The sequence below is a fragment of the Burkholderia sp. Bp9143 genome (assembly GCF_003853645.1).
Classification (GTDB): Bacteria; Pseudomonadota; Gammaproteobacteria; order Burkholderiales; family Burkholderiaceae; genus Burkholderia.
Genome location: NZ_QTPO01000063.1, coordinates 1 through 25,161 on the forward strand (window position 1 = coordinate 1; position 25,161 = coordinate 25,161).

The following is a 25,161-nucleotide window of genomic DNA, read 5'->3' on the forward strand; positions in this document are numbered from 1 at the left end:
CTGTCGGTCGTGCTGCTCGCGATCATTCTCGACCGCATCACCGAGAGCTTCGGCCGCGCGCCGGGCACCGCGAAAGCACCGCTGTTCGCGGGCCTGAAGCAGCTGTTTCGGAGGCAGGCGGAGGCTGTCCGAAACTGATTCGAACGAGGGACTGAACGTTTCTGTCGAGCGGTGTCGGGAATTCCCTAGGCTGACAAGGATCGCACGGCGTTATTAAATAAATCAACATGATTTATTTAATAACGCCGTGCGCCTTTCCGAAAGCGAACTTCATCGTCCCGAACGATCGATGTCGCGTGCAATCCGCGGCTATGGATGGGCGGACGCGCGCATCGACGTAGTTTGATGTCGGTTTGTGCAAGCGTCTCTGGAAGCATGAAATGGAAGCAAAGTGGCTTGAGGATTTCCTGAGTCTGGCCGACACGAAGAGTTTTTCACGTGCGGCACGTACCCGGCATCTTACCCAGTCGGCATTCAGCAGACGAATCGCCGCACTCGAATCCTGGATGGACGCGAAGCTGGTCGACCGCAGCATCAACCCGATCACGCTGACGCCGGCCGGCCAGATGTTCCGCGGGCTGGCCGCGGACATCCTGCGCAGCATGTATGCGGCACGCAACCTCGTGAACGGCTACGACCAGTTCGCGGCAAGCGACCAGGTGGTGCGCTTCGCGGTCGCGCATACGCTCGTGTTCACGCTGTTCCCCGAATGGCTCAAGCGGCTGAACGGCGAAGTCGGCCACGTGACCACCCGCGTCAACGCGGTGAACGTGCCCGAAGGCGTGCAGCAACTCGTCGCGGGTGAATGCGACCTGCTGCTCGGCTATCACCATCCGCAACTGCCGATCGTGCTCGATCCGAACCACTTCCCGTTCGTCACGCTCGGCGTCGAACGGATCCTGCCGGTGTCGACGCCCGACGCGCGCGGCAAGCCGGTATTCGCACTGCCGGGCACGCAGGACGCGCCGCTGCCGCTCCTCGCGTATTCGTCTGGCGCGTTCCTCGGAAACGTCGTCGAGATGCTGCTGCTGAACGCGTCCGAATCGTATGCGCTGCACCGGTGCTTCGAGACGCACATGTCCGAGGCATTGAAGGGCATGGTCATGGCCGGGCACGGGATCGGCTGGCTGCCGGAAAGTTGCATGACGAAAGAGTTGATCGACGGCAGCCTCGTGCGTGCAGGCGGCGTGTGCTGGGGCACGGAACTCGAAGTGCGCTTGTATCGTTCGAGCCGCAAGGTTGGGGCGGCGGCAGAGACGCTGTGGTTGCATCTCGTCCGGGGTTCGTCCCTGCCGGCCGGGCAGTCGGTCGAGTGATCACGGTCGTGGCCAGTCCGCAGTGCCGCCGTCGCTCGATCGCCGATTGATCCGCTTTTCCCCGGGCGCGGCGGATACGGAGTGAATGGCCAGTGCACGCCCCGTGCACATTGTGAATGCGTGCGGCGTTTGGCCCGTGCCGCGTCACTGCGTGTCGAGCACTTCGAAGCGGTACGCGATTTCGGTCGGTGCGTCGGGACGCAGCGCGAGTGCGGTGTTCACGCCATGCGCGTTGATCGGATTCGATGCCAGTGACGCTGCGCAGCCGAGTTCGAACGCGCTCGCGACCGGTTCGATGCCGACGCACAGATTGCGGCCGTTCCATGGCGCGTACGTGCGGCCGCGATTGCTGATCCACAGCAGCAGCGACGGCAGCGCGTCCGCGTCCCACGTGAGCCGGTAGCGCGTGCGTGCGTCGTCGTCGGTTAGCGTGACGGCGCCGTCGATACCGCACAGCTGCACGATTTCCTCGGTCGCGTCGGCAAGCGGCAGGCGATCGAATGCGCCGGTGCCGCCGTCGGCGAGCGGCACGCGGTCGAGCGCGTCGAACATCGCGCCCGCGCGTGCACGCGACACGCCAGGCTCAGGGCCCGCCGGGTGAACGATACCGAAACGGAATGCGCCCGGCTCGATCCGGAACGCGCCCGCGAGTTCGGGCAACGCGAGATTGGGATGCAGGCCTGCCGGGCGGCGGGCGGGGGCGCGCGCGTCGATCCGCAGCACGATGTCGAGCGCCGCGCGCGACGGATCCGCGCGGACGATGCGTGTGAGCCGCCTGATCGGCGAGTGCTCCGGGTAGTCGATCGCGATCTCGATGTCGAGCGCGGTCTGCTTCACGAGCGACCACGTGCCGACGCAGCCGTAGCCGTGCTGCAGGTCGTCGCTCGCGTCGTGCGCGGCCATCGGCGTCGCGGCCGCTTCGCGCCAGCCGTCGGGCAGGCCGTCGGGTGCATACGGCACGCCGAACGGCACACACGGGAATTCGCTGCGCATCGCGCCGAGCAGGCCCGCCGGCTGCGGCTCCGGCCGGCCGAGCCACGGCGCTTCGTAGAACGGCCTGATCGTGCGGCCGTCGAGCGCGAACGAGACGCCGCCGAGCATGCCGCCTTTCGCATGGACGTCGAACGCGCCGTGCGTCCATTCGAGGTGCCAGATTGTTTCCATAGGTTCTTTGTGTGTGGTCGCGGGCGGTGCCGCATTCGGTTCCTAGTTGTCTTCCTCGCGCCAGCACGTGTCGTGCCGCGCGAGCAGCGCGCTCGACTGCGTGGGCCCCCAGTTGCCGGCGGTGTACGGTTTCGGCGCGTTGTTCATGCCGAGGATGGGCGCGACCCAGTGCCACGCGGCTTCCTGCTCGTCGCGCCGCACGAAGAGCGCGAGGCGCCCGGCGATCACGTCGAGCAGCAGGCGCTGGTACGCTTCCATCCGGTCCTGCCGGAAGAAGCGGTCGAACGCGAGGTCGAGGTACACGCCCTGCAGCGTCATCCCGAGCCCCGGCTGCTTCGCGAGCGCGCCCATCCGGATCGATTCGTCCGGCTGCAGCCGGATCGTCAGCCGGTTGGAGCCCGGGCGCAGCGCGGCCGGCCCCAGCGCCGAATGCGGTACCGGCTTGAACGTGACGACGATCTCCGCGACGCGTTCCGCAAGCCGCTTGCCGGTGCGCAGGAAGAACGGCACGCCGGCCCATCGCCAGTTGTCGACCTCGGCCTTCAGCGCGATGAACGTCTCGGTCGTGCTGTCCGGCGCGATGCCGGGCTCGTCGAGATAGCCCGGCACCGTCTGCCCGAGGACTGCGCCGCTGCGGTACTGGCCGCGCACGACGCTCTGATGCAGCGCGTCCGCGGACAGCGGCTTCAGTGCGCGCAGCACGCGCAGCTTCTCGTTGCGCACCGCGTCGGCTTCCATCGATTGCGGCGGCTCCATCGCGACGATCGCGAGCAGTTGCAGCAGATGGTTCTGCACCATGTCGCGCAGCGCGCCGGTCTGGTCGTAGAACGCGCCGCGCCCGCCGACGCCGAGTTCCTCGGCGACCGTGATCTGGATGTTGTCGATCCATTCGTGACGCCACAGCGGTTCGAGCATCACGTTGCCGAAACGCAGCGCGAACAGGTTCTGCACCGCTTCCTTGCCGAGATAATGGTCGATCCGGTAGATCTGCTCTTCGGAGAAGATTGAGCCGACCGCGTCGTTGATCGCGGCTGACGACGCGAGATCGTAGCCGAGCGGCTTCTCGAGCACGACGCGCGACGACGGCGGCGCGAGGCCCGCGGCCGCGAGCGAGCGGCAGATCGGCTCGAACAGCGACGGTCCGGTCGCCAGATAGAAGATCCGGCGCCCCGGCGCTTGCTCGAGCGCCTGGCCGAGGCGCGCAAACGCGCCGGGCGCGCTCGCGTCGAGCTCGACGTACGCGAGCCGCTCGACGAAGCCGCGCCATGCATCGTCGTCGAACTGTGCGTCCTTGATGTGCGGGCGCACCGCTTCGTCGACCCAGCGCAGATAGCCGTCGTGGTCGAGCGGCGTCATCGCGACGCCGACGATCCGGCCTTCGGGCGAGAGCAGCCCGTCGCGGTGCGCGCTATACAGCGCCGGCAGGATCTTGCGCATCGCCAGATCGCCGGTGCCGCCGAACAGCACGAACGCGAACGGATCGCGCTCGAACGAGGAGGGTGCGCGCGTGCTCATGGCGTGGCTCCTGCCGGCGCGGGCGTCGACGCGCTCATCGCGAGGACTTCGTCGACCGTCGGTGCGTACGCGCCCGCATGCGACGCGACGACCGCCGCACATGCGGCCGCGAAGCGCAGATGGTCGGCCGCCGGCGCATCGGGACGCATCAGCAGGCTGGCCATCCAGCTGCCGATACTCGCGTCCCCGCAGCCGACCGTGTCGACGACGCTGGCCGGAAACGCCGGCTGGAATATCGACGCGTCGCCGTCGAAGAGCTCCATCCCTGATGCGCCGCGGGTGAGCAGCACCGCGGCGTTCGGCGCCCACGCGCGGATCTGCGCGAACGCGGCCGCTTCGTCGAGTTCGGGGAACAGGCCGGCGAGGTCCTCGTCGGACACCTTGATGTAGTCGGCGAGACCGGCCATCGTACGCAGCGTGTCGCGATACGACGGCCCGGCCATCGGCGCGCGGAAGTTCGGATCGAACGCGATCCGCTTGCCCGCCGCCCGCGCGTCGTGCGCGAGCGCGATCAGTCGCGACGCGAGCGGCTCGCGCACGACGCCGAGCGAGCCGAAATGGACGATCTCGACGGCGTCGAGCCAGCCGGCCGGCAGCTCGGCAGGGTCGAACGCGAGGTCCGCACTGTTGTCGCCGATGAAGAAATACTGCGGCGGCTGCTTCGACACCACCATCGCGAGGAGCGGCGGCCGGTCGACCTGGCGCGTGAAGCGCATGTCGAGGCCGGCTTGCGCGCTCCGGTGCATCAGCTCGTCGCCGAACACGTCGCGGCTCACGGTGCCGGCGAACCCGGTCGGCACACCGAGGCTGGCGCCGACGCGTGCGACGTTCCAGCACGAGCCGCCGGCGAGACTGTGCCAGTGGGTCGCGTCGTCGCGGATGAAGTCGGTCAGTGCTTCGCCGAATATGACCAGTCGGGGGAGATTCATCTGTGGCGTCCGTCAAATCAGGTCGCTGCGCCGCGCCTTGAAACGGTTGATCAACTGATTCGTCGAGCCGTCGTGCGACCCGACGTCGCCCGATGCGCCGAATTCCTTCTCGATCTCGACCGCGAGCTTCTTGCCGAGCTCGACGCCCCACTGGTCGAACGAATTGATTCGCCACACGACGCCCTGCACGAACACCTTGTGCTCGTAGAGTGCGATCAGTGCGCCAAGCGATGCGGGGTCGAGCGTGTCGATGCAGATCGTGTTGGTCGGCCGGTTGCCTTCGAAATTGCGATGCGGCTCGGCGGTCGAATGCGAGCCGTTCATCAGCGCCTCGGACTGCGCGAAGCAATTCGCGACGAGGATGTCATGATGCTCGTCGAGCGTATGATGCGGCCGCATGCAGACGATGAAATCGGTCGGGATGATCGCGGTGCCCTGATGCAGCAACTGGAAGAACGCGTGCTGGCCGTTCGTGCCGGGTTCGCCCCAGATCACCGAGCCGGTCGCGTAGTCGACGCGCTCGCCGGCCAGCGTCACCGACTTGCCGTTGCTTTCCATGTCGAGCTGCTGCAGGTAGGCGGGCAGTCGGTGCAGATAGTTGTCGTACGGCGCGATGAGCTGGCTCGTCGTGCCGAGGAAGTTCTGATGCCAGATGCCGATCATCGCGAGCAGCACCGGCAGATTGCGTTCGAGCGGTGCTTCGGCGAAGTGGCGATCCATCGCGTGCGCACCGTCGAGCAACTGCTCGAACGCGTCCATCCCGGCCATCACCGCGATCGGCAGCCCGATCGCCGACCACAGCGAGTAGCGGCCGCCGACCCAGTCCCAGAACTCGAACATGTTGTCGGTGTCGATGCCGAATTTCGCGACCGCATCCGCGTTCGTCGATACCGCGACGAAATGCTGCGCGATCGCCGCTTCCGGCGCGCCCGACGCGAGCAGCCACGCGCGCGCGGTGTGCGCGTTCGCGAGCGTCTCGCGCGTCGTGAACGTCTTCGACGACACGATGAACAGCGTCGTGTCCGGGTTCGCGTGCTTCAGCGCCTCGACGATGTCCGCGCCGTCGACGTTCGACACGAAGTGCATCGTCAGACGCTCGTGCGCGTACGGCTTCAGTGCTTCGCACACCATCTTCGGGCCGAGATCCGAGCCGCCGATGCCGATGTTGACGACGTCGGTGATCTCGCGACCGGTGTAGCCGCGCCAAGTGCCGTCGCGCACGGCGTCGGAGAAGCGCCGCATCCTGGCCTGCACGGTCGCGACCTGCCGCGACACGTCAACCCCGTCGACGATGCGCGCGTTGCCGGAGCGATCGCGCAGCGCGATGTGCAGCACCGCGCGGTTTTCGGTGCGGTTGATCCGTTCGCCGGCAAACATCGCATCGCGATAGGCGTCGACTCCCGCTTCGCTCGCGAGTGCGGCGAGGCGCGCGATCGTGTCGTCGTCGACCGGGTTCTTCGAGTAGTCGACGAACAGGCCGGCGGTGTTGAGCGAGAAGCGCGCCGCGCGCGCCGGGTCGCGCTCGAACAGCGCACGGATCGATGCGGCCGCGGTGCCGGCGATCGCGTCGCGATGGTCGGCGAGGGCTCGCCACGCGGGCGTCTGGATCGGTGAGGTCATGGTCGTGTCAGGCCAGGAGTGAGGTCGATGGGATTAGTGCGAACTCCAGCCCCGATAGCTGTTCACGTTGTCGCGCGTGATGAGCGTCGGCTCGAGCAGGTTCATCGGAGTCGAGGGCTTTTTGCCGTTGATGATCCCGTAGCCGATCGTCACCGCTTCCTTCGCCATCGCGAACGGGTCCTGGCTCGCGGACGCCTGCACCAGCGTGTTCGACTTCAGCGCGCTTTCGATGTCCGGTGCGCCGTCGACCGACGTGATCACGATGTTTGCCCGGTTGAACTGCTTCGCGGCGAGATCGCTGCCGACCGCCTGCGGATCATTGATCGCGAACACGCCGTCGAGCTTCGGAAAGCGCGTCAGATAGCCCTGCATTGCGGCCATCCCGCCTTCGCGCGAGCCCTTGCCATCCTGGTCGAACGACAGCACCTTGATGCCCGGATTCTTCGCGAGCACGGTCTTGCAGCCGTTCACGCGGTCCACCACCGCGGATACCTGCGGGCCGTTCTCGATCACGACGTTGCCCTTGCCGCCGATCTTCTTCGCGAGATACTCACACGCGAGCGCGCCGGCCTTCACGTTATTGGTCTGCACGGTCGCATCGGCGCCCGCGGCCGCGACGTCGACCGCGATCACCGGGATGCCGGCGGCCTGCGCCTTCTTCACGGCGGGCTCGATCGCCTTCGGGTCGGCCGCGTTCAGCAGAATCATGTCGACGTGCGCGGAGATGAAGTTGTCGATCTGCGTGAACTGCTTGTTCAGGTCGTAGTCGGCCGATACCGCGGTGACCTTGGCGTTCGGGTTCAGTGCCTTGGCCTGGGCTTCTGCTCCCTTGACGACGGTCACGAAGTACGGGTTGCCGAGCGAACCGACCGTGATGCCGATCGACTTCAACTGCTTGTCGGCCGCGTGCGCGGCGCAGGCGGCGAAGGCCAGCGTGCAGGCGAGGCCGGTTTGAAGCGCTTTGCTCCTGATCTTGAACATGTCGCGTTGTCTCCATTGGGTCCGGAAGGGCAAGGGCGCACGCGGACCCATCGTGCGCACCGGTTTTATCGGGAATTCACAACGATTCCGGATGCGGCCCGCTCAGGTGCGGGCGCCGCTCTGGCGGTAGCGATCGAGCGCGACCGCGCCGATGATCACGAGGCCCTTGATGATGTACTGCCAGATGTCGGACACGCCGAGCAGCACGAGCCCGTTGGTCAGCACGGCGATGATCAGTGCGCCGATCAGCGTGCCGACGATCGAGCCGACGCCGCCGACGAAGCTGGTGCCGCCGAGGATCACCGCGGCGATCGCGTCGAGTTCGTACGACTGGCCGAGCTGCAGGCCATTGGCCGCATAGAGCCGCGCGGCGGACATCAGTGCACCGAGGCCGGCGAGCAGGCCGGATGCCGCGTACACGAACAGTTCGATCGCGCGCACGTTGATGCCGGACAGGCGCGCGGCTTCCGGATTGCCGCCGACGGAGTAGATGCGCATGCCGAGTACCGTGCGGCGCAGGATGAACCACGACGCGGCGACGACGACGAGCGCGATCACGACGAGCCACGGCACGCCGAGGATCGAGCCGTTGCCGATGGCGGCAAACGGCAGTTGCGGATTGAAGATCGTCGTGTCGTTGCCGATCAGGCGGGCGATGCCGCGCACGGCGGTCAGCGCGCCGAGCGTGACGATGAACGGGGGCAGCCGGAGGAACGAGATCAGCGCCCCGTTGACGAGGCCGAACGCGAGGCCAATCGCGAGCGCGACCGGGACGCCGAGCCAGCCGAGACCGGGGATGTTCGACGCGATCAGCGCGCCGACCGCGGCGGCGGCGAGCACGGAGCCGACGGACAGGTCGATGCCGCCGGTGAGAATCACGAACGTCATGCCGGCGGCGAGCACGATGTTGATCGACGCCTGCTGTGCGACGATCGACAGGTTCTGCCAGCTGGCGAAGCCGTCGGTCATGAAGGCGAAGCCGATGCACAGCAGGACGAGCACGGGCAGCATGCCGGCCGTGCGCATCAGCGACTGGATGCGGGCGCGGCGATCACGGCGAGCTTGCGGCGCGCGGTCTCCGACCGGGGAGGCGGGCAAATTGGGCTGGTTCATGTCGGTATCTTGTCTCGAGGTAACGTGATCGGGCGATGCGACTCAGTGCGCATGTTCCTGTTCGGTTTGCGAACCGGTGGCGAGGGCAATGATGGCTTCCTGCGTGATGGGCTCGCCGTGTCCGCCGAGTTCGCCGGCGATCCTGCCTTCGCGCATCACGAGTACCCGGTCTGCGACGCCGATGATCTCGGGCAGCTCGCTCGAGATCACGATCACGCCGACGCCTTCGTTCGCGAGCGCGTTGATGATCCGGTAGATCTCCGATTTCGCGCCGATGTCGACACCGCGTGTCGGTTCGTCGAGGATCAAGACGCGCGGCTTCGTTTCAAGCAGTCGCGACAGCAGCACTTTCTGCTGATTGCCGCCGGACAGCGCGCCGACGTTCACGTTCGCATGGGGCACGCGGATCGACAGCGCGGCGATCGCGTCGCGCGCGCGCGTTGCGCCACGCGCGAGGTCCAGCACGCCGCCCGTGCGTGCGTCGCGGTTCGCGACCGCGATGTTGATGTTGTCGCGCACGCTCATGTCGAGGAACAGGCCCTGGCGCTTGCGGTCTTCGGTCAGGTAGACGAGGCCGGCGTCGATCGATTCGCGCGGCGAATGTGCGCCCAACGCGCGGTCGCCGAGCTTCACGTCGCCGCGCGTGCGCGCCTCCGCGCCGAAGATCAGCCGCGCGAGCTCGGTGCGGCCCGCGCCGACGAGCCCCGCGATGCCAAGCACTTCGCCCGAGTGCAGATCGAAGCTGCAGCCGCGCACGCGGCCGTCGTCGGCGACGTCGCGCACCGACAGCATCAGGTGGCCCGGGTCATACGGCGCGTGTTCCTTCTTGTAGAAACCCGAAATGTCGCGGCCGACCATCATGGCCACGAGCCGGTCGGCAGACAGCGATTCACGATCGAGCGTGCCCGCATACGTGCCGTCGCGCAGCACCGACACACGATCGGACAATTCGTAGATCTCCGCCATCCGGTGGCTGATGTAGATGATCGCGAGGCCTTCCTCGCGCAGCTGGCGGATCAGCGCGAACAGCTGGTCGGTTTCGCGCGACGACAGCGGCGTGGTCGGTTCGTCCATCACCAGAATGCGCGCCTTGGTGTGCACGGCGCGCGCGATCTCGACGAGCTGCTGCTCGGCGATCGACAGCGCACCGACCAGCGTGTTCGGGCCGAAGCTCGCGCCGAGACGCTTCAGCACGTCCTCGCAGCCGCGGGCCATCGCCACGCGATCGATCGTGCCGAAGCGCGTGCCGCCGCGGCGCAATTCGCGGCCGACGTAAATGTTCTCCGCGACGGTCAGGTTCGGCGCGAGGCACAGCTCCTGGTAGATCACCGCGACGCCGGCGTCGCGCGCGGCGAGCGGGCCGCCGATGACGATCGGCTCGCCGTCGATCAGGATCTGGCCGCCCGCGTCGGCCTGGTACGCGCCCGACAGGATCTTCATCAGCGTGGACTTGCCCGCGCCGTTTTCGCCCATCAGCGAGTGCACCTCGCCGGCGTAGACGGTGAGGCTCACGTTGTCGAGCGCACGCACGGCCGGGAACGTCTTGCTGATCCCGCGCATTTCGAGCAGCGGACGGGACGACTCAGTACGAGACATAGGTCGCCTCCTGGGTATCCACGCTTTCGCCTTTCAGGATGCCGGCGCGCGGGGAGAAGTTGAAGAACATCGGCAGCGTCGCCGCACCGATCGCGCCGGCATCCGGCCCGAACGAGCCGCGGATGAACACCGGCATCCCGCGGGCTTCCGGCGTGATGTCCGCGAGCGCCGCGCTCAGGCGTTTCATCAGTGCATCGAGCAGTCCGGCGTCGGTGTCCGAGTCGAGGACGACGACCGGCGAATCGGTTACCGACAGCACTGCCCGCAAGGCGGGTGCGAGCGCGTCGACGCAGTCGTCGATCCATTCGCCGACGGCCGGTACGCCGCGCGCGATGCACGCTTCGAGATCCGCACGCGATTCGACGGCCTCGCCGCTGTGGCGCAGATGGCGGATCAGCGCGCTCAGCGACGCGCGCGTGAGCAGGATGTCCCATGCGCCGCGCGGCGCCGGTGCCGACGGCAGACGGCTCGGCGGCACCGGCATCACCGCGAAGTCGCCGGCATTGCCGGTGCTGCCGCGCAGGCAGTCGCCGTCGACCGCGATCCCGCCGCCGATCACGGGCCCGAGGAACAGATAGATGAAATCGTCGCGCTGGCGGCCGCAGCCGTAGAACAGCTCGGCGATCGCGGCCGCATTGCCGTCGTTCTCGCTGAACACCGGCAGCGAGATCGCGCGGCCGAGCTCGGCGGCGAAATCGACTTCGGCCCAGGCGCGGAACGCGTCGGCCGGCAGGCCGAGTTCGCGCAGCCAACTGCCGAGGTTGAACGGCTGCGCGACGCCGACGCCGGTCAGTCGCTCGCGGTCGCGCGTGGGCAGGAGTTCCTGCATCGCGTCGATATCGCGGCGCACGATCTCGAGTACGGTCGCGGGCGGTGGAAGCAGGGTGTCGTGCGAACGGCGGCCGATCACGTCGCCCGCGAAGTTCACGAGCGCGGTTTCGATACGCATCCGGTCGAGCCGCACGCCGATACCGAACGCGCCGCTCGGGGCGAGCCGGATGAGCGATGCCGGCTGACCGCGCTGGCCTTCGACGCGGCGGCCGGTGAACTCGATCAGCTTGGCGTCGGTGAGCGAAGCGATGATGCTGCCGACCGCGGTGCCGGTCAGATTCGCGAGGCGGGCGAGGTCTGCCTTCGACGCGTTGCCGGCGCGCCGCAGCGCCTTGAGCAGCAGGCGCTCGTTGTAGCGGCGCACGTTGACCGAATTGCTGCCCTGGCCGATGTGCAGACTCCTCATGACGATGTCTCCTGTACGGGGGGGGCTTGCTAGCCGTACTATTAATTAAATCATGGTGATTTATTTAAACCTGAGCCGCGCGAAATGTCAGCCTAGGGAAATCCCGGAATGGGTCCGGGTTTGCCGCTCGAGCCGCCCTCGGCAACCATGCGGGATGGCGGCAAGAAACGTCTCGGGTCACGCGACCTTGACCGCGAGACGACGGCCTGGCAACAGTGCGTGAGCAGCTGCCCGGATTATTTTGCGGACGTATCCTCGGTCGGAAATTCGCGGCGAGCCGATCCAAGACAGCGGCGCGCACTTGAAGCAAGCGGCGCGTTCGAACTGGGAGGGATCGAATCGCCATCGGACGTGAACGTTTGACATCGTGAAATCTGAATCTGCCTCGGCATTGGGCTTTGCCGCGCCCCAGGAAAGAACCGGCACGCCTCACTCCTTGTTCGAGGATCTCTACGCGATGATCGTCGGCATGGCATTCGTCGTCACCGGCCTGGTGCTGCTGAAGGCCGCCGGGCTTGTCACGGGCGGAATTGCGGGCATTGCGCTGCTTGCGGCGTCTATCTTTCCGCTGCCGGTCGGCCTGATATTCACGCTCGTGAATATCCCGTTCTTCATCTTCGCCTACTTTGTGATGGGGCGCGCTTTGCGATCAAATCGACGGTCGCGAGTTGCGGCATCACCGTTGCGTTGATGGCGATGCCTGGAACCCTGACCATTGCGTACGTCAGTCCGCTTTTTGCAGCATTTACCGGCGGTACGTTGTGCGGCATGGGCATTCTCGCGCTTGCGCGGCACGGTGTCGGTGTCGGCGGGACAGGTATCGTGACCCTATGGCTGCAACGCGAGCGCGGCATCAACGCGGGCATTACGCAGTTGTGCATTGACGCCACCATTCTGCTGGTGTCCATGTTGACGATACCGGCCGGCCGTGTTGGTTGGTCGGCGCTCAGTGCCGTGGCAGTGAGCGGAATGATCGTGGCATGGCACCGCCCGGGACGTTATACCGGTATCACGCAGTGATGCCAGCCTTGGCGGCCTGGACGAGGCACGGTCAACCGAAGCCGTGGTCAGTCGGACACCGAAAATTCGAGCATCTCGTCGAGCGTGGCCGGACGATGCCCGAGAAATCCCTGCGCGTAGTCAATGCCGATCTCGCGCAATAGCCGCTCGACGCTCTCCGTCTCGACGAATTCGGCCACGGTCCGCTTGCCGGTGGCGTGGGCGATTGTCTGGATGCAGCGCACGGTCGCCTGGTCGACCGGATCGGAAACCAGGTTTCGAATGAACTGCCCGTCGATCTTCAGGTAATCGACCGGCAGAATCTTCAGGTACCCGAACGATGAGGCTCCGCTACCGAAATCGTCGAGCGCGAAGCGAATCCCGCAGCCTTTCATCGAGTCGAAGAACGCCATTGCATCGCCGAGATTCGTGATCGCCGTGGTTTCAGTGATTTCGAAGCACAATTTTTCCTGGTCGAACGGGATGTCGCCGAGCAGGTCGAGAACGTATCGATGGAAATTCCGATCACCGATCGACTGCCCCGAAAGATTGATTCCGATGCTGCCGACGTGTCGGAGTGCATCCCGATGGCGTGCCATCCATTCGAACACTTGCCGCACGACCCAGCGGTCAATTCGCGTGATCAAATGAAACCGCTCTGCGGAGGAAAGGAACGCTGCCGCCGGGATCAGTGCGCCGTCATCGTCGCGCATTCGGATCAATATCTCGCCATGAATCAAGCCTTCAGGATGGTTCAGCGACCGAATCTGCTGCCAGTGCAACTCGAAGCGGCCTTCGTCGAGCGCCTGCTCGATGCGCCGGGCCCATTGCATATCCTTCTGGTGAGCGACGATCTTCCGATCGTCCGAGAAAAACAGGTGAACGCGGTTGCGTCCTTCTGTTTTCGCCGCATGGCAGGCACTGTCGGCGGCCTGCAGGATGTTTGCCGTGTTGTGCCAGCGTCGGTCGATGGGAACGAGACCGATGCTTGCGCCTGCCTGAAAATGCCGGGTACCGTGCGCGAAGCGAAATGCATCGACCCGCTGACATATTTTTTGGGCAATCCCGAATGCCGCGTCGATCGAGCAGTCCTCGAGAATCAAGCCAAACTCGTCTCCGCCGAGTCGTGCAAGCGTATCTCGCTTGCGGATCAGTTTCTGGATCAGTTCGGAAATCTGCTTCAGCATGCGATCGCCCGCCGCATGGCCGGCCGCGTCGTTGACGATCTTGAACTGGTCGAGGTCAATGAACATCAGCGCATGTTCGGCGCCAAGGTTCATCGCGGATTCATGTGCGCACCGGAGACGGTTGGCGAACTCGTCACGGTTCAGGAGGCCCGTGAGCGTATCGTGCGTTGCCCGGTAGGTCAGCTCGCGACTGATTTGAAACTGTTCCGATACGTCGCGGAACACGAGCACGACCCCAAGCGTTGCGCCGGCGGCGTCCTTGATCGGTGCGGCCGAATTCTCGATGTGGTAATCGTGTCCGTCACGGCTGATCAACAGCGCATGTTCGATCACGTCGGTGTCGCGACCTTCCATCAGGCAAGCCTGCACGGGACTCCGGGCCCGCTGCATGCTGAACGCGTCAACAATGTGAAACACCTGCTCCGAAGGTTGTCCGGAGGCGTCGGCGTTGGTCCAGCCGGTCAATCTCTCGGCGGCAGGGTTGAGGTACTGGATGCGGCCGGCAGCGTCGGTCGTGATCACGGCGTCGCCGATCGAATGCAGTGTGGCCCGCAATCGCTCGTATTGCTCGGCGAGCGGCGACTGCGCGCGCTTTCGCTCCGTGACGTTCTCCACGCTGGCGGGCAATGCATGAAGTTGGCTTTTCATTTTGCTAACGAGTGTGGCTTTTCGGCTGGTCGGGCCGCGTGCGTCGGTGTCGTCGAAACACCGTGCTCGACGATCTGGATGGCTTTTAAATGATTCGTATGACTGATTATATGGCTGACTGAAGTGGGTGCCGTGCAGGCCTTTAGATATAACGTAGGTCGGATCCGCCACGTTCGTGCACTTTTCGACCAGGAGACCTGATGCCTGACGACGCGGTGCCGGAAGCCGGCATGTCGATTCATGTCGTCAGGCTTCCGTATTGACCAGATCCTCCAGCGCGACGCCGCGAAAGGGTTTGATCGACTTCAGCACGATATAGCTCGACAGGTTGCTGACCTGCGGGCCGATCTTCAGCAACTCGTCGGACAACATCTGGTACGCGGAGATATCCGGGCACACGAAATGCACGAGATAGTCGATCGGCCCGCTGACCTTCGTGCATTCGACGACGAAGCGCATCGACAGCACCATCTCCTCGAACACGTGAAAATCCTCGAGTGCGTGGTTCTTCAACGTCACCGCCGCAATCACGTCGACGTGCCGGCACACCTTCGATAAGGCGATGTGCGCTTGATAGCAGGAAATGATCTGCGAGCGCTCGAGCCGGCGGATCCGGTTCAGGCATGCGCTCGCGGACAGGCCGATCGTGTCGGCGAGCTCCTGATTCGTGGCGCGGCCGTCCAGCTGAAGCCGCCTCAGGATGCGTAGATCTGTCTGATTCAGAGCGACGGTGCCCTCATCATCCTTCATCACCACACTCCCGATCGTTACACACCGATTCATACGTGACGCGCTATCGCGCTGATGCGGATCATACGTCCGCCGCGAAAAAGCGCAAGCCGCCAGTTTCAAGGGGGCGGCGAGACGAATCGCGACGATGTCGAAAGCTATTTACCCGAACCATCAGGGAAAGAAAAGCGACATGCAAAATTCGACTGGCATGTCGAGAAAATGTCATGAATGCGCGCAGTGTCGGGTATGCATTTTTTCATGTCGTGTGCGGTGTGGGAAGGCGATCGGTGCGCACCGATGCGCCGCAGAAGATTCTGTTCCCGGGGTGCGCGCCGAATGCATGAATTGCCGAATGAGGGATTTATTTCGACGGGATTTTCTATTGGTCCGATGTGGTTATTTTCCTGCAAGGTTATCGGATCAATGGAAGCGTTTTCGGAGAAATGGCGATGCGCAATGCTCCATCCATCAGGCAGCGACTGGCGCGCAAAAAGCCGATCGATGCACTCGTCGTCGACGCTGGCAACACGGTCGATCGCGCGCGTGTGGTCGATCCACGCGCGGGTGTCGCGACGACGGTCGAGTTCGAGCGCGTGCGCGAGATCTCGCAGGCGCTGATCGGCGAGCGCGACCACGTGCTGCGCATGACGGCGATCAACTTCCGCGCGGCGCTGTCGAGCCGCAAGCTGAACGCAGCGCAGCTCGCCGCCAACCGCCGTTCCGCGCTCGCGCGCGACTATGGCGTGAAGGCCGGCCCGGGTTCGCAACTGATGCTGCTCGGCTCGTCGCCGCTGCGCGCGGGTTCGCCGTTGTTCGGTGACATCCTGCTGGGCTGCAAAGGGCCGGTCGGGATCATCGCGTCGGCGTCGGCCGATCCGCGCAACGAGGGGCGCGCCTACCGGCAAGCGTTCGCGCGGCACGGGATCGATGCGATCGACTTCGACGTGACGATCGACAACATCGACCGGATCGCGGCCGATTCCGCGATCGTCGAGCGAATCGCCGCGCTGAAGACGATCGTGATCACGGGCGGCAACCAGATCCGGCTCGTCGAGTCGTTGCTGCATCGCGGGGAGGTGACGCCGGTGCTGCTCGCGATCGTGCGTGCATACGCGGCGGGCGCGACGATCATCGCGGCCAGCGGCGCCGCGTCGGCGCTGTCCGGCTTCATGATCGCGGGCGGCACGACGTACGAGGCGCTGCGCTTCGGCATCGCGTCCGACATGGGCCGGCGCGGCCTCGTGATCCAGCAGGGGCTCGGCTTCTTCGGCGGCGCGATCGTCGACCAGAACCTTTCGTCGGCGCGGCGGCTCGGCCGCCTGATCGTCGCGTGCGCGGAGGAGGGGTTCGGTACGGCCTGGGCATCTGCGAGGACAGCGGCGTGATCGCCAATCACGACAACTCCATGCTGACCGTGGTCGGCGCGCACGGCGTCGTACTGGTCGAGATCGACCAGATGCATACCGAATCGCAGGGCGACGACTTCATCGCGCCGGGCACGACGCTGTCGTTCGCGATGCCGGGCGATCTCGTCGACCTGAACACCGGCACGATCTTCCGCAACGAGCCCGTCGAGTACGCCAAGGCGGCGCTCAGCGGGCTCGTCGAAGGGGGGGCGATGCGTGTGCGGCGCGCGACGCCGGCGGCGATCCGGACGTCCCGCTGGACAGTCCGATCGCGCTGCGGTTCTCGGCGCTCGAGGCGGGCCGCGGCATTCTCGACATCGAGAGCATCCGCGATCACGGCGGATGAACCCGACACCGCGCGGTCGGGTGACCGCGCGGCGATCCTGAATCAGGAGAAGACATGGAAAACATCACTGACGCAATGCAGGCCCAGCCGGCCTGCCGCGTCGACCTCCCGCTGCCGCCGAACGCCGACGGCACGTCCCACGTCGTGTCGACGTTCCGTTACGGCAATCCCGGCGCGCGGCCGAAGGTCTATATGCAGGCCGGCCTGCATGCGGACGAGTTCCCGGGGATGCTGGCGCTGAAGTGCCTGCGCGACATGCTGGACGACGCGGCCGCGCGCGGGCGGATCGTCGGCGAGATCGTGCTCGTGCCGCAGGCCAATCCGATTGGCCTGTCGCAGCACGGCGACGGCCTTCTGCTCGGCCGCTATGACGGTGAGACGGGCAGCAATTTCAATCGCGACTACCCCGATCTCGCCCAGCTGACGGGCGACGCGCTCGCCGGCCGGCTCGGCACGGACGCGGCCGCGAACGTCGCGACGATCCGCGACGAGATGCGCAAGGCGCTCGACGGGTGGTACACGCCGACGGCAGTCGGCGCGCTGCGCCGCACGCTGCTGACGCTCGCCCACGACGCCGATTTCGTGTTCGACCTGCACGCGGACAACGACGCGCTGAAGCACATGTACGTCGGTACGAAACTGTGGCCGGACGCGCTCGACATCGCGGCGGAGGTCGACGTGCGGGCGGTGCTGCTCGCCGACGTGTCGGGCGGCCACCCGTTCGACGAGGCATGCTGCGGGCCGTGGTGGGCGCTCGGCGAACGCTTCCCCGACGCGGCGATTCCGTCCGCGTGCCTGGCCACGACGCTCGAGCTGGGCAGCAACAACGACGTCGATTTGCGCGACGCGCAGGACCAGGCCGCCGCGCTGTACCGGCTGCTCGAGCGGCGTGGCATCGTCGAGGGGCCGACCGACGGCGAGCCGCCGCGCCGGCGTTGCGACGCAACGAGTCTCACCGCGATGGAGCAGGTCAAATCGCCCGTGACGGGACTCGTTGCGTACCGGTTGCGCCTGGGCGACAGGGTACGGGCGGGCGACGTCGTCGCAACGATCATCGATCCGCTCGGCGAGAGCGTCGATGTCGAAGCGACGACTGACGGGCTGCTGTTCGCGCGGCACAACCAGACCTATGCGTGGCCGGGGAAGATCATCGGCAAGATCGCCGGCGAGACGCCGATCGCCGCGCGGCTGGAAGGGCCGTTGCTGAGCGACTGAGCATGGATCACGGGTGGGGCGCGTTCCACGCGCCCCACCCGTGCTCGCCGGGATCGGCGATGCGATCTCAGCGGAGCGGATCGTCCGCGAGGTGGGTGTGCCAGATATCGCGCGCATACTCCGCAATGGTCCGGTCGGACGAAAACGCACCCATGTTCGCGACATTGGCGATGGCCTTCGCCGTCCACTCGCCGGCATCGCGGTACGCCGAATCGACGGCATCCTGTGCCGTGACATAGCTTTCGTAATCGGCCAGCAACAGGTAATGGTCTCCCCAGTTGACGAGCGCATCGAAGATCGCATGGAAGCGCGTCGGATCGTCGGGTGAGAAATGACCATCCCGGATCTGTTCCAGCGCATGCTTCAGTTCGGCATTTCGATCGCAGTAGCCGAGCGGGTGATAGCCATGCGCACGGATCGCGTCGATCTCGGCCGCGGTATGGCCGAAGATGAAGATGTTGTTCGCACCGACTTTCTCGCGAATTTCGACATTGGCGCCGTCCAGCGTGCCGATCGTCAACGCACCGTTCAGCGCGAATTTCATGTTGCCGGTGCCGGACGCCTCCGTGCCGGCGGTGGAGATCTGTTCGGACAGATCGGCGGCGGGAATGATCAGCTCCGCGAGGCTTACGCTGTAGTTCGGAATGAACACCACCTTGAGCCGGTCGCCGATGCGCGGGTCGTTGTTCACCTTGTCCGCGACGGCGTTGATGAGGTGAATGATCTGCTTGGCCATGTGATACGCGGACGCGGCCTTGCCCGCGAAGATGACGGTGCGCGGTACCCAGTCCGCATCCGGCTCCGCCAGGATCCGGTTGTAGCGGGTGATGACGTGCAGCAGGTTCAGCAACTGGCGCTTGTATTCGTGGATGCGCTTGACCTGGACGTCGAACAGCGACGCAGGGTCGATCGCCAGCCCCAGGTGCTTGCCGATCCAGTCCACCAGGCGGCGCTTGTTGTCGAGCTTGGCGGCGCGGAACGCGGCCGCAAACGCGGTATCGTCGGCAAGGTCCTCGATGGCCTGCAACCGGTCGAGCCGGCGCCGCCAGTCGCGCCCGATCCGGCTGTCGATCAGCGCCGACAGCGACGGGTTGGCCTGCGACAGCCAGCGCCGCGGCGTGATGCCGTTGGTCTTGTTGTTGAAGCGCTCCGGAAACACGCGGGCGAAGTCGGCGAAGATCGACTGTTTCATCAGTTCGGAATGCAGTTGCGACACGCCGTTGACCTTGTGGCTCGCGACAACCGCCAGATAGGCCATGCGCACGCGCCGCTCGCCGTGTTCGTCGATGAGCGACAGGCGGCGCATCAGATCGACATCGGTACCGAATCGCGCCGTGACCTGCGCCAGCGTCTCGGCGTTGATTTCGAAGATGATCTTCAGGTGGCGCGGCAGCACGCGGCCGAGCGTGTCCACGGGCCAGGTCTCCAGTGCTTCATGCATCAGGGTGTGGTTCGTGTACGAGAACACGCGCTGCGTCAGCGCCCATGCACGGCGCCACGGCACCTCGTGTTCGTCGATGAGGATTCGCATCAGCTCCGGAATCGCCAGCACCGGATGCGTGTCGTTCAGATGGATCGCGACGCGCTCGGGCAGCTTGTCGAAATCGACGTGGTTCGACAGGTAGCGGCGGACCAGATCCTGCAGGCTCGCCGAGACGAAGAAATACTCCTGCCTGAGCCGAAGTTCACGCCCGGCGGACGTGGAATCGTCCGGATAGAGCACGCGCGACACGTTTTCCGAGTGATTCTTGTTTTCGACCGCGTCGAAGTAATTGCCGCGATTGAAGGCGGCCAGATTGATCTCGTCGCTTGCCTTCGCGGACCAGAGGCGCAGCGTATTGGTCGCTTCGGTCGCATAACCGGGCACGATCGCGTCGTAGGCCATGGCGAGCACATCCTGGGTGTCAAGCCAGCGTGTGCGGTCGCCTTCCTGCTCGACGCGGCCGCCGAACCGAACCTGGTATTGCACCTCCGGGCGCGGGAACTCCCACGGGTTGCCGTCGACCAGCCAGTAGTCGGGGCTTTCGACCTGTCGGCCATCGACGATCTGCTGCCGGAACATCCCGTAGTCGTAGCGGATCCCGTAGCCGAAGCCCGGCACGCCGAGCGTGGCCATCGAATCCAGGAAGCATGCGGCAAGCCGGCCGAGGCCGCCATTGCCCAGTGCGGCGTCGTGTTCGAAGTCCGTGATCCGGCCGAAGTCGACGTCGAGTTCGGCCAGCGCCTGTTTCACATTGGCATGGATGTCGAGGGCGAGCAGCGCATTGGTAAAGCTGCGGCCAATCAGGAATTCCATCGACAGGTAATACACGCGCTTCACGTCCTGCGCGTACTGGGCGCGCGTGGTCTGCATCCAGCGTTCGACCAGGCGGTCGCGTACCGCGAGCGCGGTGGCCTGCAGCCAGTCTTGCGGGCGGGCGGTGACAGGGTCCTTGCCGACCGCATAGATCAGCTTGTTGGAGATCGAGTGCTTGAGCGCGGTGACATCGCTCGACAGCTTGTCGTACTTGAATTCGTTGAGGTTCATGGCGTGCTCATGTGATTGATGCGGCGGGGCCGCGTCGCGGGTCGCGGCCGCCTGCGTGCCTGATGCGCGGATCGCGCGGTCAGGCGAGGTTCCGATAGATCGACAGGAATTGCGCGGCAGTGCGATCCCAGCCGAAGTCCTGGCGCATCGCGGCCTTCTGCACCTGCTTCCAGTCGGCCTTGCGGCCGAACAGCGCAAACGCGCGGCGGATCGCGGCGTCGAGATCCGCTGCGTCGAATCGGTCGAACACGAAGCCGGTCGCCGTTGCGTCGGCGATGTTCTCGAGCGAACAGTCCACCACCGTATCCGCGAGGCCGCCGACCCGCCGCACGAGCGGCAGCGTGCCGTATTTCAGGCCGTAGAGTTGCGTAAGGCCGCAGGGCTCGAACCGTGACGGCACGACGATCACGTCGCTGCCGGCGACGATGCGATGCGACATGGCTTCGTCATAGCCGATCACGACGGCCACGGAGCCGGGATGCGCCGCCGCCGCTTCGCGGAAGGCCCGCTCGAGTTCGGCGTCGCCGCTGCCGAGCAGCACGAGCTGCCCGCCGCGACGCACCAGTTCGGGCAACGCGGCAAGCATCAGCGGCAGGCCTTTCTGCTCGGTCAGGCGGCTCACGATGCCGAACAGTGGCGCGGCGGTCTGGACGGCAAGCCCGACTTCCTGCTGCAGCGCGGCCTTGCACTTGAGCTTGCCGGGCAGCGCGGCCGACGTGGTCGGTGAGTAGGTCGCGGCGATGAGCGGGTCGGTGGCCGGGTTCCAGACCGATTCGTCTACACCGTTCAGGATGCCGGACAGGTTGCCGGCGCGTTGCAGGAGCAAGCCGTGCAGTCCACAGCCCTGCTCGACCGACTGGATTTCGCTCGCATAGGTCGGGCTGACGGTTGTGATCCGATCGGCGTAGTACAGGCCGGCTTTCAGGAACGACACCTGGCCGTGGAACTCCAGCCCGTTGACGTCGAAGAATGCGCCCGGCAGGTCCAGCTCGCCGAACGTATGGGCGGGAAATACGCCCTGGTACGCGAGGTTGTGGACGGTGAGCACGCTCGTTGCGGCGCGGTGTCCCGTGGCCAGTTCAGCCGCCCGCAGATAGGCCGGTGCGAGGCCGGCATGCCAGTCGTGGCAGTGCACGACGTTCGGGCGCCAGAACGCATCGAGCCCGTGCGCGACGCGCGCGGCCACCCAGCCGAGCAGCGCGAATCGGCGGTGATTGTCGCCGTACGGATGCTTGTTGGCGTCGGCATAGGGGCCGCCGGGCCGATCGTACAGCCCGGGTGCGTCGACCATATAGATCGCGACGTCGCTGTCGGGCAGCAGGCCGTGATACAGGCGAATGTCGCCGCTCCCGGCCCACGATGGCAGTTCGGCGACGAGCTGGCGGTTCCGGATGCCGTCGCGAAACGCCGGGAAGCCGGGGACCAGCAGGCGCGCATCGCAGCCTGCCGCGGCCTGTGCGGCTGGCAACGCCCCGGTCACGTCGGCGAGACCGCCGGTTTTCAGCAGTGGGTAGACTTCCGTGCAAACGTGTAGCACGCGCATGATGGGTCCTCCTGGATGGGTTTGCCCGGCGTATCGTGGTGCGCGATCACGCATCACAAGCCCTTCAGCATGTTTTTCGTCACCAGCACCACACCGCCGTCGGTGCGGTGAAAGCGCCCGGCGTCGAGTTCGGCGTCTTCACCGATCACGGTGCCTTCGGGAATCTGGCAGCCGCGATCGATGACGACCTTGCTCAGCCGGCAGTTCGCGCCGATATCGGCGCCGGGGAGGATGACTGCCTGGTCGATCGTGCAGAACGAATGGATGCGGACCTTCGAAAACAGCACCGAGTTGGAGACGTGGGAACCGGACACGATGCACCCGCCCGACACCAGCGTGTTGAAGGCCACGCCCGACTGGCCATCCTGGTCGTGCACGAACTTCGCTGGCGGAAGCTGTTCCTGGTGTGTCCAGATCGGCCAGTCGCTGTCATAGATATTGAGTTCCGGCGTGGTCGACGCGAGATCGAGGTTCGCGGCCCAGAACGCATCGACCGTGCCGACGTCGCGCCAGTAGGGCGCCTCGCGGCTGGCCGCAGGGACGCACGACAGATTGAGTGGATGGGCGACGGCGCCGCCGTCGGCGACGACGCGCGGAATGATGTCCTTGCCGAAGTCGTGGCTCGACTCGGCATTCGCCAGGTCTTCCTCGAGGAGCCGGTACAGGTACTGCGCATTGAACACGTAGATGCCCATGCTCGCGAGCGCCACCTCGGGCTTGCCGGGCATCGCGGGCGGATCGGCGGGCTTTTCGACGAACGCGTCGATCTTGCGCGTTTCGTTGACTGCCATCACGCCGAACGCGGTCGCCTCTGCCCGTGGCACCTCGATACAGCCGACCGTGCAGCCGGCGCCGGATTCGACGTGATCGAGCAGCATCTGCGAGTAGTCCATCTTGTAGATGTGGTCGCCGGCCAGCACCAGCACGTACTCGGGTGCATACGAGCGGATGATGTCGAGATTCTGAAAGACGGCGTCCGCGGTGCCGCGATACCAGTGCGCCTCGCCCACGCGCTGCTGGGCCGGCAGCAGGTCGACGAATTCGTTCATCTCGCCGCGCAGGAAGCTCCAGCCGCGCTGCAGGTGACGCAGCAGCGAATGCGACTTGTACTGCGTCACCACGGCGATGCGGCGCAGGCCCGAGTTCACGCAGTTCGACAGCACGAAATCGACGATGCGGAATTTCCCGCCGAAGTAGACGGCGGGTTTCACGCGCTGGTCGGTCAGTTGATGCAGGCGCGAGCCGCGCCCGCCAGCGAGCACGAGTGCGACGGTACGGTTCCCGAGTTGCCGGGCGCTGATGGTGCTGTCGATGGTCTCGTTCATTTTTAGCTCTCCTAATCCTATGTCTCGGGATAGTTATTGAGGGAATGTGCTGTACGACGACGGGTTCAGGTTACGACTGTCGGGGCGCTCCTTCCGGTGCGCGTCATGATTTCGGCGATGCCATTGGCGATTTCGATCAGGCCGGCCAGCGCCTCCTGGGTGGGAACGTCGTGGTTCGCGCAATCAGGCTCGAATTTCTCGAGGTAGATCCGCAGTGTGGCGCCGTCGGTTCCGGTTCCGGACAGGCGGAATACCATTCGCGAGCCGTCGGTGAACACGATGCGGATGCCTTGTCGGCGCGAAACCGAGCCGTCCACCGGATCCGTATACGCAAAGTCGTCGGCCGTCGAGACCGTATAGCCGCCGAGGGCTCGGCCCGGCAAGCCGGCCAGCTTGCCGCGCAGGTTCTCCATCAGGTCTCCGGCTGCCTTGCTGTCGAGCGCCTCGTAGTCGTGCCGCGAGTAGAAATTGCGGCCGAAGCGTGCCCAGTGTTCGCGCACCAGCGTCTCGACGGACTGTCCCGTGACGGCCAGGATGTTCAGCCAGAACAGCACGGCCCACACGCCATCCTTCTCGCGGATGTGGTTCGATCCGGTGCCGTAGCTCTCTTCGCCGCACAAGGTCGCCACGCCGGCGTCGAGCAGGTTGCCGAAGAATTTCCAGCCGGTCGGCGTTTCGTAGCAACGCACGCCCAGTCCGGCCGCGACGCGGTCGACCGCCGTCGAAGTCGGCATCGATCGTGCGATGCCCTTGAGCCCCTGACGATAGCCGGGCGCGAGCGTCGCATGAGCGGCGAGGAGGGCGAGGCTGTCCGACGGCGTGACCGGGAACCCGCGCCCGACGATCATGTTGCGATCGGCATCGCCGTCCGAGGCCGCGCCGAAATCGGGTGCAGCTTCGCCGCTCATGCAGGCGATGAGGTCCGCGGCGTTCACGGGGTTGGGATCGGGATGCAGGCCGCCGAAATCCTCGCGCGGTTCGCCGTTGACCACCGTGCCGGCCGGCGCGCCGAGCCTGTCCTCGAGCATCGCCTTCGCATACGGGCCGGCGATTGCGTTCATGGCATCGAAGCGCATCGTGAAGCCGCGTGCGAACAGCGCGCGGATCGCGTCGAAATCGAACAGGTCGCGCATCAGTTCGGCATGATCGGCGACCGGGTCGATGACTTCCACCGACGTGTCTTCCATCTGCGATTCGCCGAGCACGTCGAGGTCGATGTCGGACGCGTCGCTGATCCGGTATGTGCCGATCACCGTCGTCCTCGCGTAGATCGCGTCGGTCACGCCCTCGGGGGCGGGGCCACCGTTGCCGATGTTGTACTTGATGCCGAAATCGCCGTCCGCGCCGCCCGGGTTGTGGCTCGCCGACAGCACGATGCCGCCGTAAGCACGATGCTTGCGTATCGCGGTGCTGATCGCCGGGGTGGAGAACAGGCCGCCGCGTCCGACCAGCACCTTGCGAAAGCCGTGCGCAGCGGCCATCTTGACGATGGTCTGGATCGCGATGCGGTTGTGGAATCGGCCATCGCCGCCGAGTACCAGGATCTGGCCGCGGGATCCCTCGAGCGAGTCGAAGATCGACTGCACGAAATTTTCGAGATAGCCCGGCTGGCTGAATACGGCCACTCGCTTGCGCAGGCCCGATGTGCCGGGACGCTGGCCTGGAAACGGCTGCGTCGTCAACGTCAGGATTGCCATTCTTTCTCCTCCTTTACGGTTGAAGCGGCTCCGAAGCGGTTTCGGAACGTCGCATCGGGAAATTG

Annotated in this window: 18 protein-coding genes and 2 pseudogenes; 6 read left to right on the plus strand and 14 right to left on the minus strand. The window is 65.6% G+C overall.

The window, feature by feature from the left end; all coding sequences use genetic code 11:
- Together DIE23_RS33730 and DIE23_RS33735 are read left to right on the plus strand one after the other, a co-directional pair.
- Nucleotides 1–138 (plus strand): annotated as a pseudogene (locus DIE23_RS33730) (choline ABC transporter permease subunit); the annotation flags it as partial.
- A gap of 242 nt (nt 139–380) precedes the next feature.
- Nucleotides 381–1,316 carry a LysR substrate-binding domain-containing protein gene (locus DIE23_RS33735; RefSeq protein ID WP_124616549.1) on the plus strand — a complete coding sequence of 312 codons (936 nt, stop codon included), beginning with the start codon at nt 381–383 and terminating at the stop codon, nt 1,314–1,316.
- Nucleotides 1,317–1,460: 144 nt separating this feature from the next.
- Here DIE23_RS33735 and DIE23_RS33740 read toward each other — a convergent pair whose 3' ends face one another.
- The 8 genes from DIE23_RS33740 to DIE23_RS33775 all read right to left on the minus strand — a co-directional run bounded on the left by DIE23_RS33740 (nt 1,461) and on the right by DIE23_RS33775 (nt 11,471).
- Nucleotides 1,461–2,480 (minus strand): hypothetical protein, encoded by a 1,020-nt coding sequence (locus DIE23_RS33740; protein WP_124616551.1) that lies wholly within the window; start codon nt 2,478–2,480, stop codon nt 1,461–1,463.
- 42 nt (nt 2,481–2,522) lie between these two features.
- Nucleotides 2,523–3,995 (minus strand): glucose-6-phosphate dehydrogenase, encoded by a 1,473-nt coding sequence (gene zwf, locus DIE23_RS33745; RefSeq protein WP_124616553.1) that lies wholly within the window; start codon nt 3,993–3,995, stop codon nt 2,523–2,525.
- Entirely contained in the window at nt 3,992–4,924 is a 933-nt protein-coding gene (locus DIE23_RS33750; protein ID WP_124616555.1) for a carbohydrate kinase, read from the minus strand. The genes zwf and DIE23_RS33750 overlap by 4 nt, the downstream gene beginning before the upstream one ends.
- 12 nt (nt 4,925–4,936) lie before the next feature.
- Complete coding sequence (gene pgi / locus DIE23_RS33755) at nt 4,937–6,544, minus strand: glucose-6-phosphate isomerase (protein WP_124616556.1); 1,608 nt, start codon at nt 6,542–6,544, stop codon at nt 4,937–4,939.
- 33 nt (nt 6,545–6,577) lie between these two features.
- Complete coding sequence (locus DIE23_RS33760; RefSeq protein ID WP_124616558.1) at nt 6,578–7,525, minus strand: ABC transporter substrate-binding protein; 948 nt, start codon at nt 7,523–7,525, stop codon at nt 6,578–6,580.
- Between the two features lie 102 nt (nt 7,526–7,627).
- On the minus strand, nt 7,628–8,638 hold the full coding sequence (locus tag DIE23_RS33765) for an ABC transporter permease subunit (protein WP_124616560.1): 1,011 nt from the start codon (nt 8,636–8,638) through the stop codon (nt 7,628–7,630).
- A gap of 42 nt (nt 8,639–8,680) precedes the next feature.
- Nucleotides 8,681–10,234, minus strand: a complete 1,554-nt coding sequence (locus DIE23_RS33770) for a sugar ABC transporter ATP-binding protein (RefSeq protein ID WP_124616561.1) — start codon at nt 10,232–10,234, stop codon at nt 8,681–8,683.
- Entirely contained in the window at nt 10,221–11,471 is a 1,251-nt protein-coding gene (locus DIE23_RS33775) for an ROK family protein (RefSeq protein ID WP_124616563.1), read from the minus strand. The genes DIE23_RS33770 and DIE23_RS33775 overlap by 14 nt, the downstream gene beginning before the upstream one ends.
- Nucleotides 11,472–11,940: 469 nt before the next feature.
- On the opposite strand from DIE23_RS33775, the pseudogene DIE23_RS33780 reads away from it, so the two are divergent.
- A pseudogene (locus tag DIE23_RS33780) lies at nt 11,941–12,491 on the plus strand (YitT family protein).
- A gap of 47 nt (nt 12,492–12,538) precedes the next feature.
- Here the strand turns inward: DIE23_RS33780 and DIE23_RS33785 are convergent.
- Entirely contained in the window at nt 12,539–14,305 is a 1,767-nt protein-coding gene (locus tag DIE23_RS33785) for an EAL domain-containing protein (RefSeq protein WP_124616565.1), read from the minus strand.
- A gap of 246 nt (nt 14,306–14,551) precedes the next feature.
- Nucleotides 14,552–15,055, minus strand: a complete 504-nt coding sequence (locus tag DIE23_RS33790) for an Lrp/AsnC family transcriptional regulator (RefSeq protein ID WP_185646592.1) — start codon at nt 15,053–15,055, stop codon at nt 14,552–14,554.
- Nucleotides 15,056–15,486: 431 nt separating this feature from the next.
- Between DIE23_RS33790 and DIE23_RS33795 the strand changes: the two genes are divergently transcribed.
- Genes DIE23_RS33795 through DIE23_RS33800 form a run of 3 tightly spaced genes read left to right on the plus strand, consistent with a single transcriptional unit; the run spans nt 15,487 to nt 18,004 of the window.
- Nucleotides 15,487–16,422 carry a hypothetical protein gene (locus DIE23_RS33795; RefSeq protein WP_124616569.1) on the plus strand — a complete coding sequence of 312 codons (936 nt, stop codon included), beginning with the start codon at nt 15,487–15,489 and terminating at the stop codon, nt 16,420–16,422.
- Entirely contained in the window at nt 16,419–17,030 is a 612-nt protein-coding gene (locus DIE23_RS40520; protein WP_260436306.1) for a hypothetical protein, read from the plus strand. The genes DIE23_RS33795 and DIE23_RS40520 overlap by 4 nt, the downstream gene beginning before the upstream one ends.
- A complete protein-coding gene (locus tag DIE23_RS33800; protein WP_260436307.1) occupies nt 17,018–18,004 on the plus strand; it encodes a succinylglutamate desuccinylase/aspartoacylase family protein in 987 nt (328 codons plus the stop codon). The genes DIE23_RS40520 and DIE23_RS33800 overlap by 13 nt, the downstream gene beginning before the upstream one ends.
- A 67-nt stretch (nt 18,005–18,071) precedes the next feature.
- On the opposite strand, the gene DIE23_RS33805 is transcribed toward DIE23_RS33800, so the two are convergent.
- From DIE23_RS33805 to DIE23_RS33820, 4 genes are all read right to left on the minus strand, one after another.
- Nucleotides 18,072–20,531, minus strand: a complete 2,460-nt coding sequence (locus tag DIE23_RS33805) for a glycogen/starch/alpha-glucan phosphorylase (protein WP_124616601.1) — start codon at nt 20,529–20,531, stop codon at nt 18,072–18,074.
- A 79-nt stretch (nt 20,532–20,610) separates the two neighbouring features.
- A complete protein-coding gene (gene glgA, locus DIE23_RS33810) occupies nt 20,611–22,074 on the minus strand; it encodes a glycogen synthase GlgA (protein WP_124616571.1) in 1,464 nt (487 codons plus the stop codon).
- Nucleotides 22,075–22,127: 53 nt separating this feature from the next.
- Nucleotides 22,128–23,399, minus strand: a complete 1,272-nt coding sequence (gene glgC / locus DIE23_RS33815; protein ID WP_124616573.1) for a glucose-1-phosphate adenylyltransferase — start codon at nt 23,397–23,399, stop codon at nt 22,128–22,130.
- Nucleotides 23,400–23,464: 65 nt separating this feature from the next.
- Nucleotides 23,465–25,096 carry an alpha-D-glucose phosphate-specific phosphoglucomutase gene (locus tag DIE23_RS33820; RefSeq protein ID WP_124616575.1) on the minus strand — a complete coding sequence of 544 codons (1,632 nt, stop codon included), beginning with the start codon at nt 25,094–25,096 and terminating at the stop codon, nt 23,465–23,467.
- Nucleotides 25,097–25,161 lie beyond the last annotated feature (65 nt).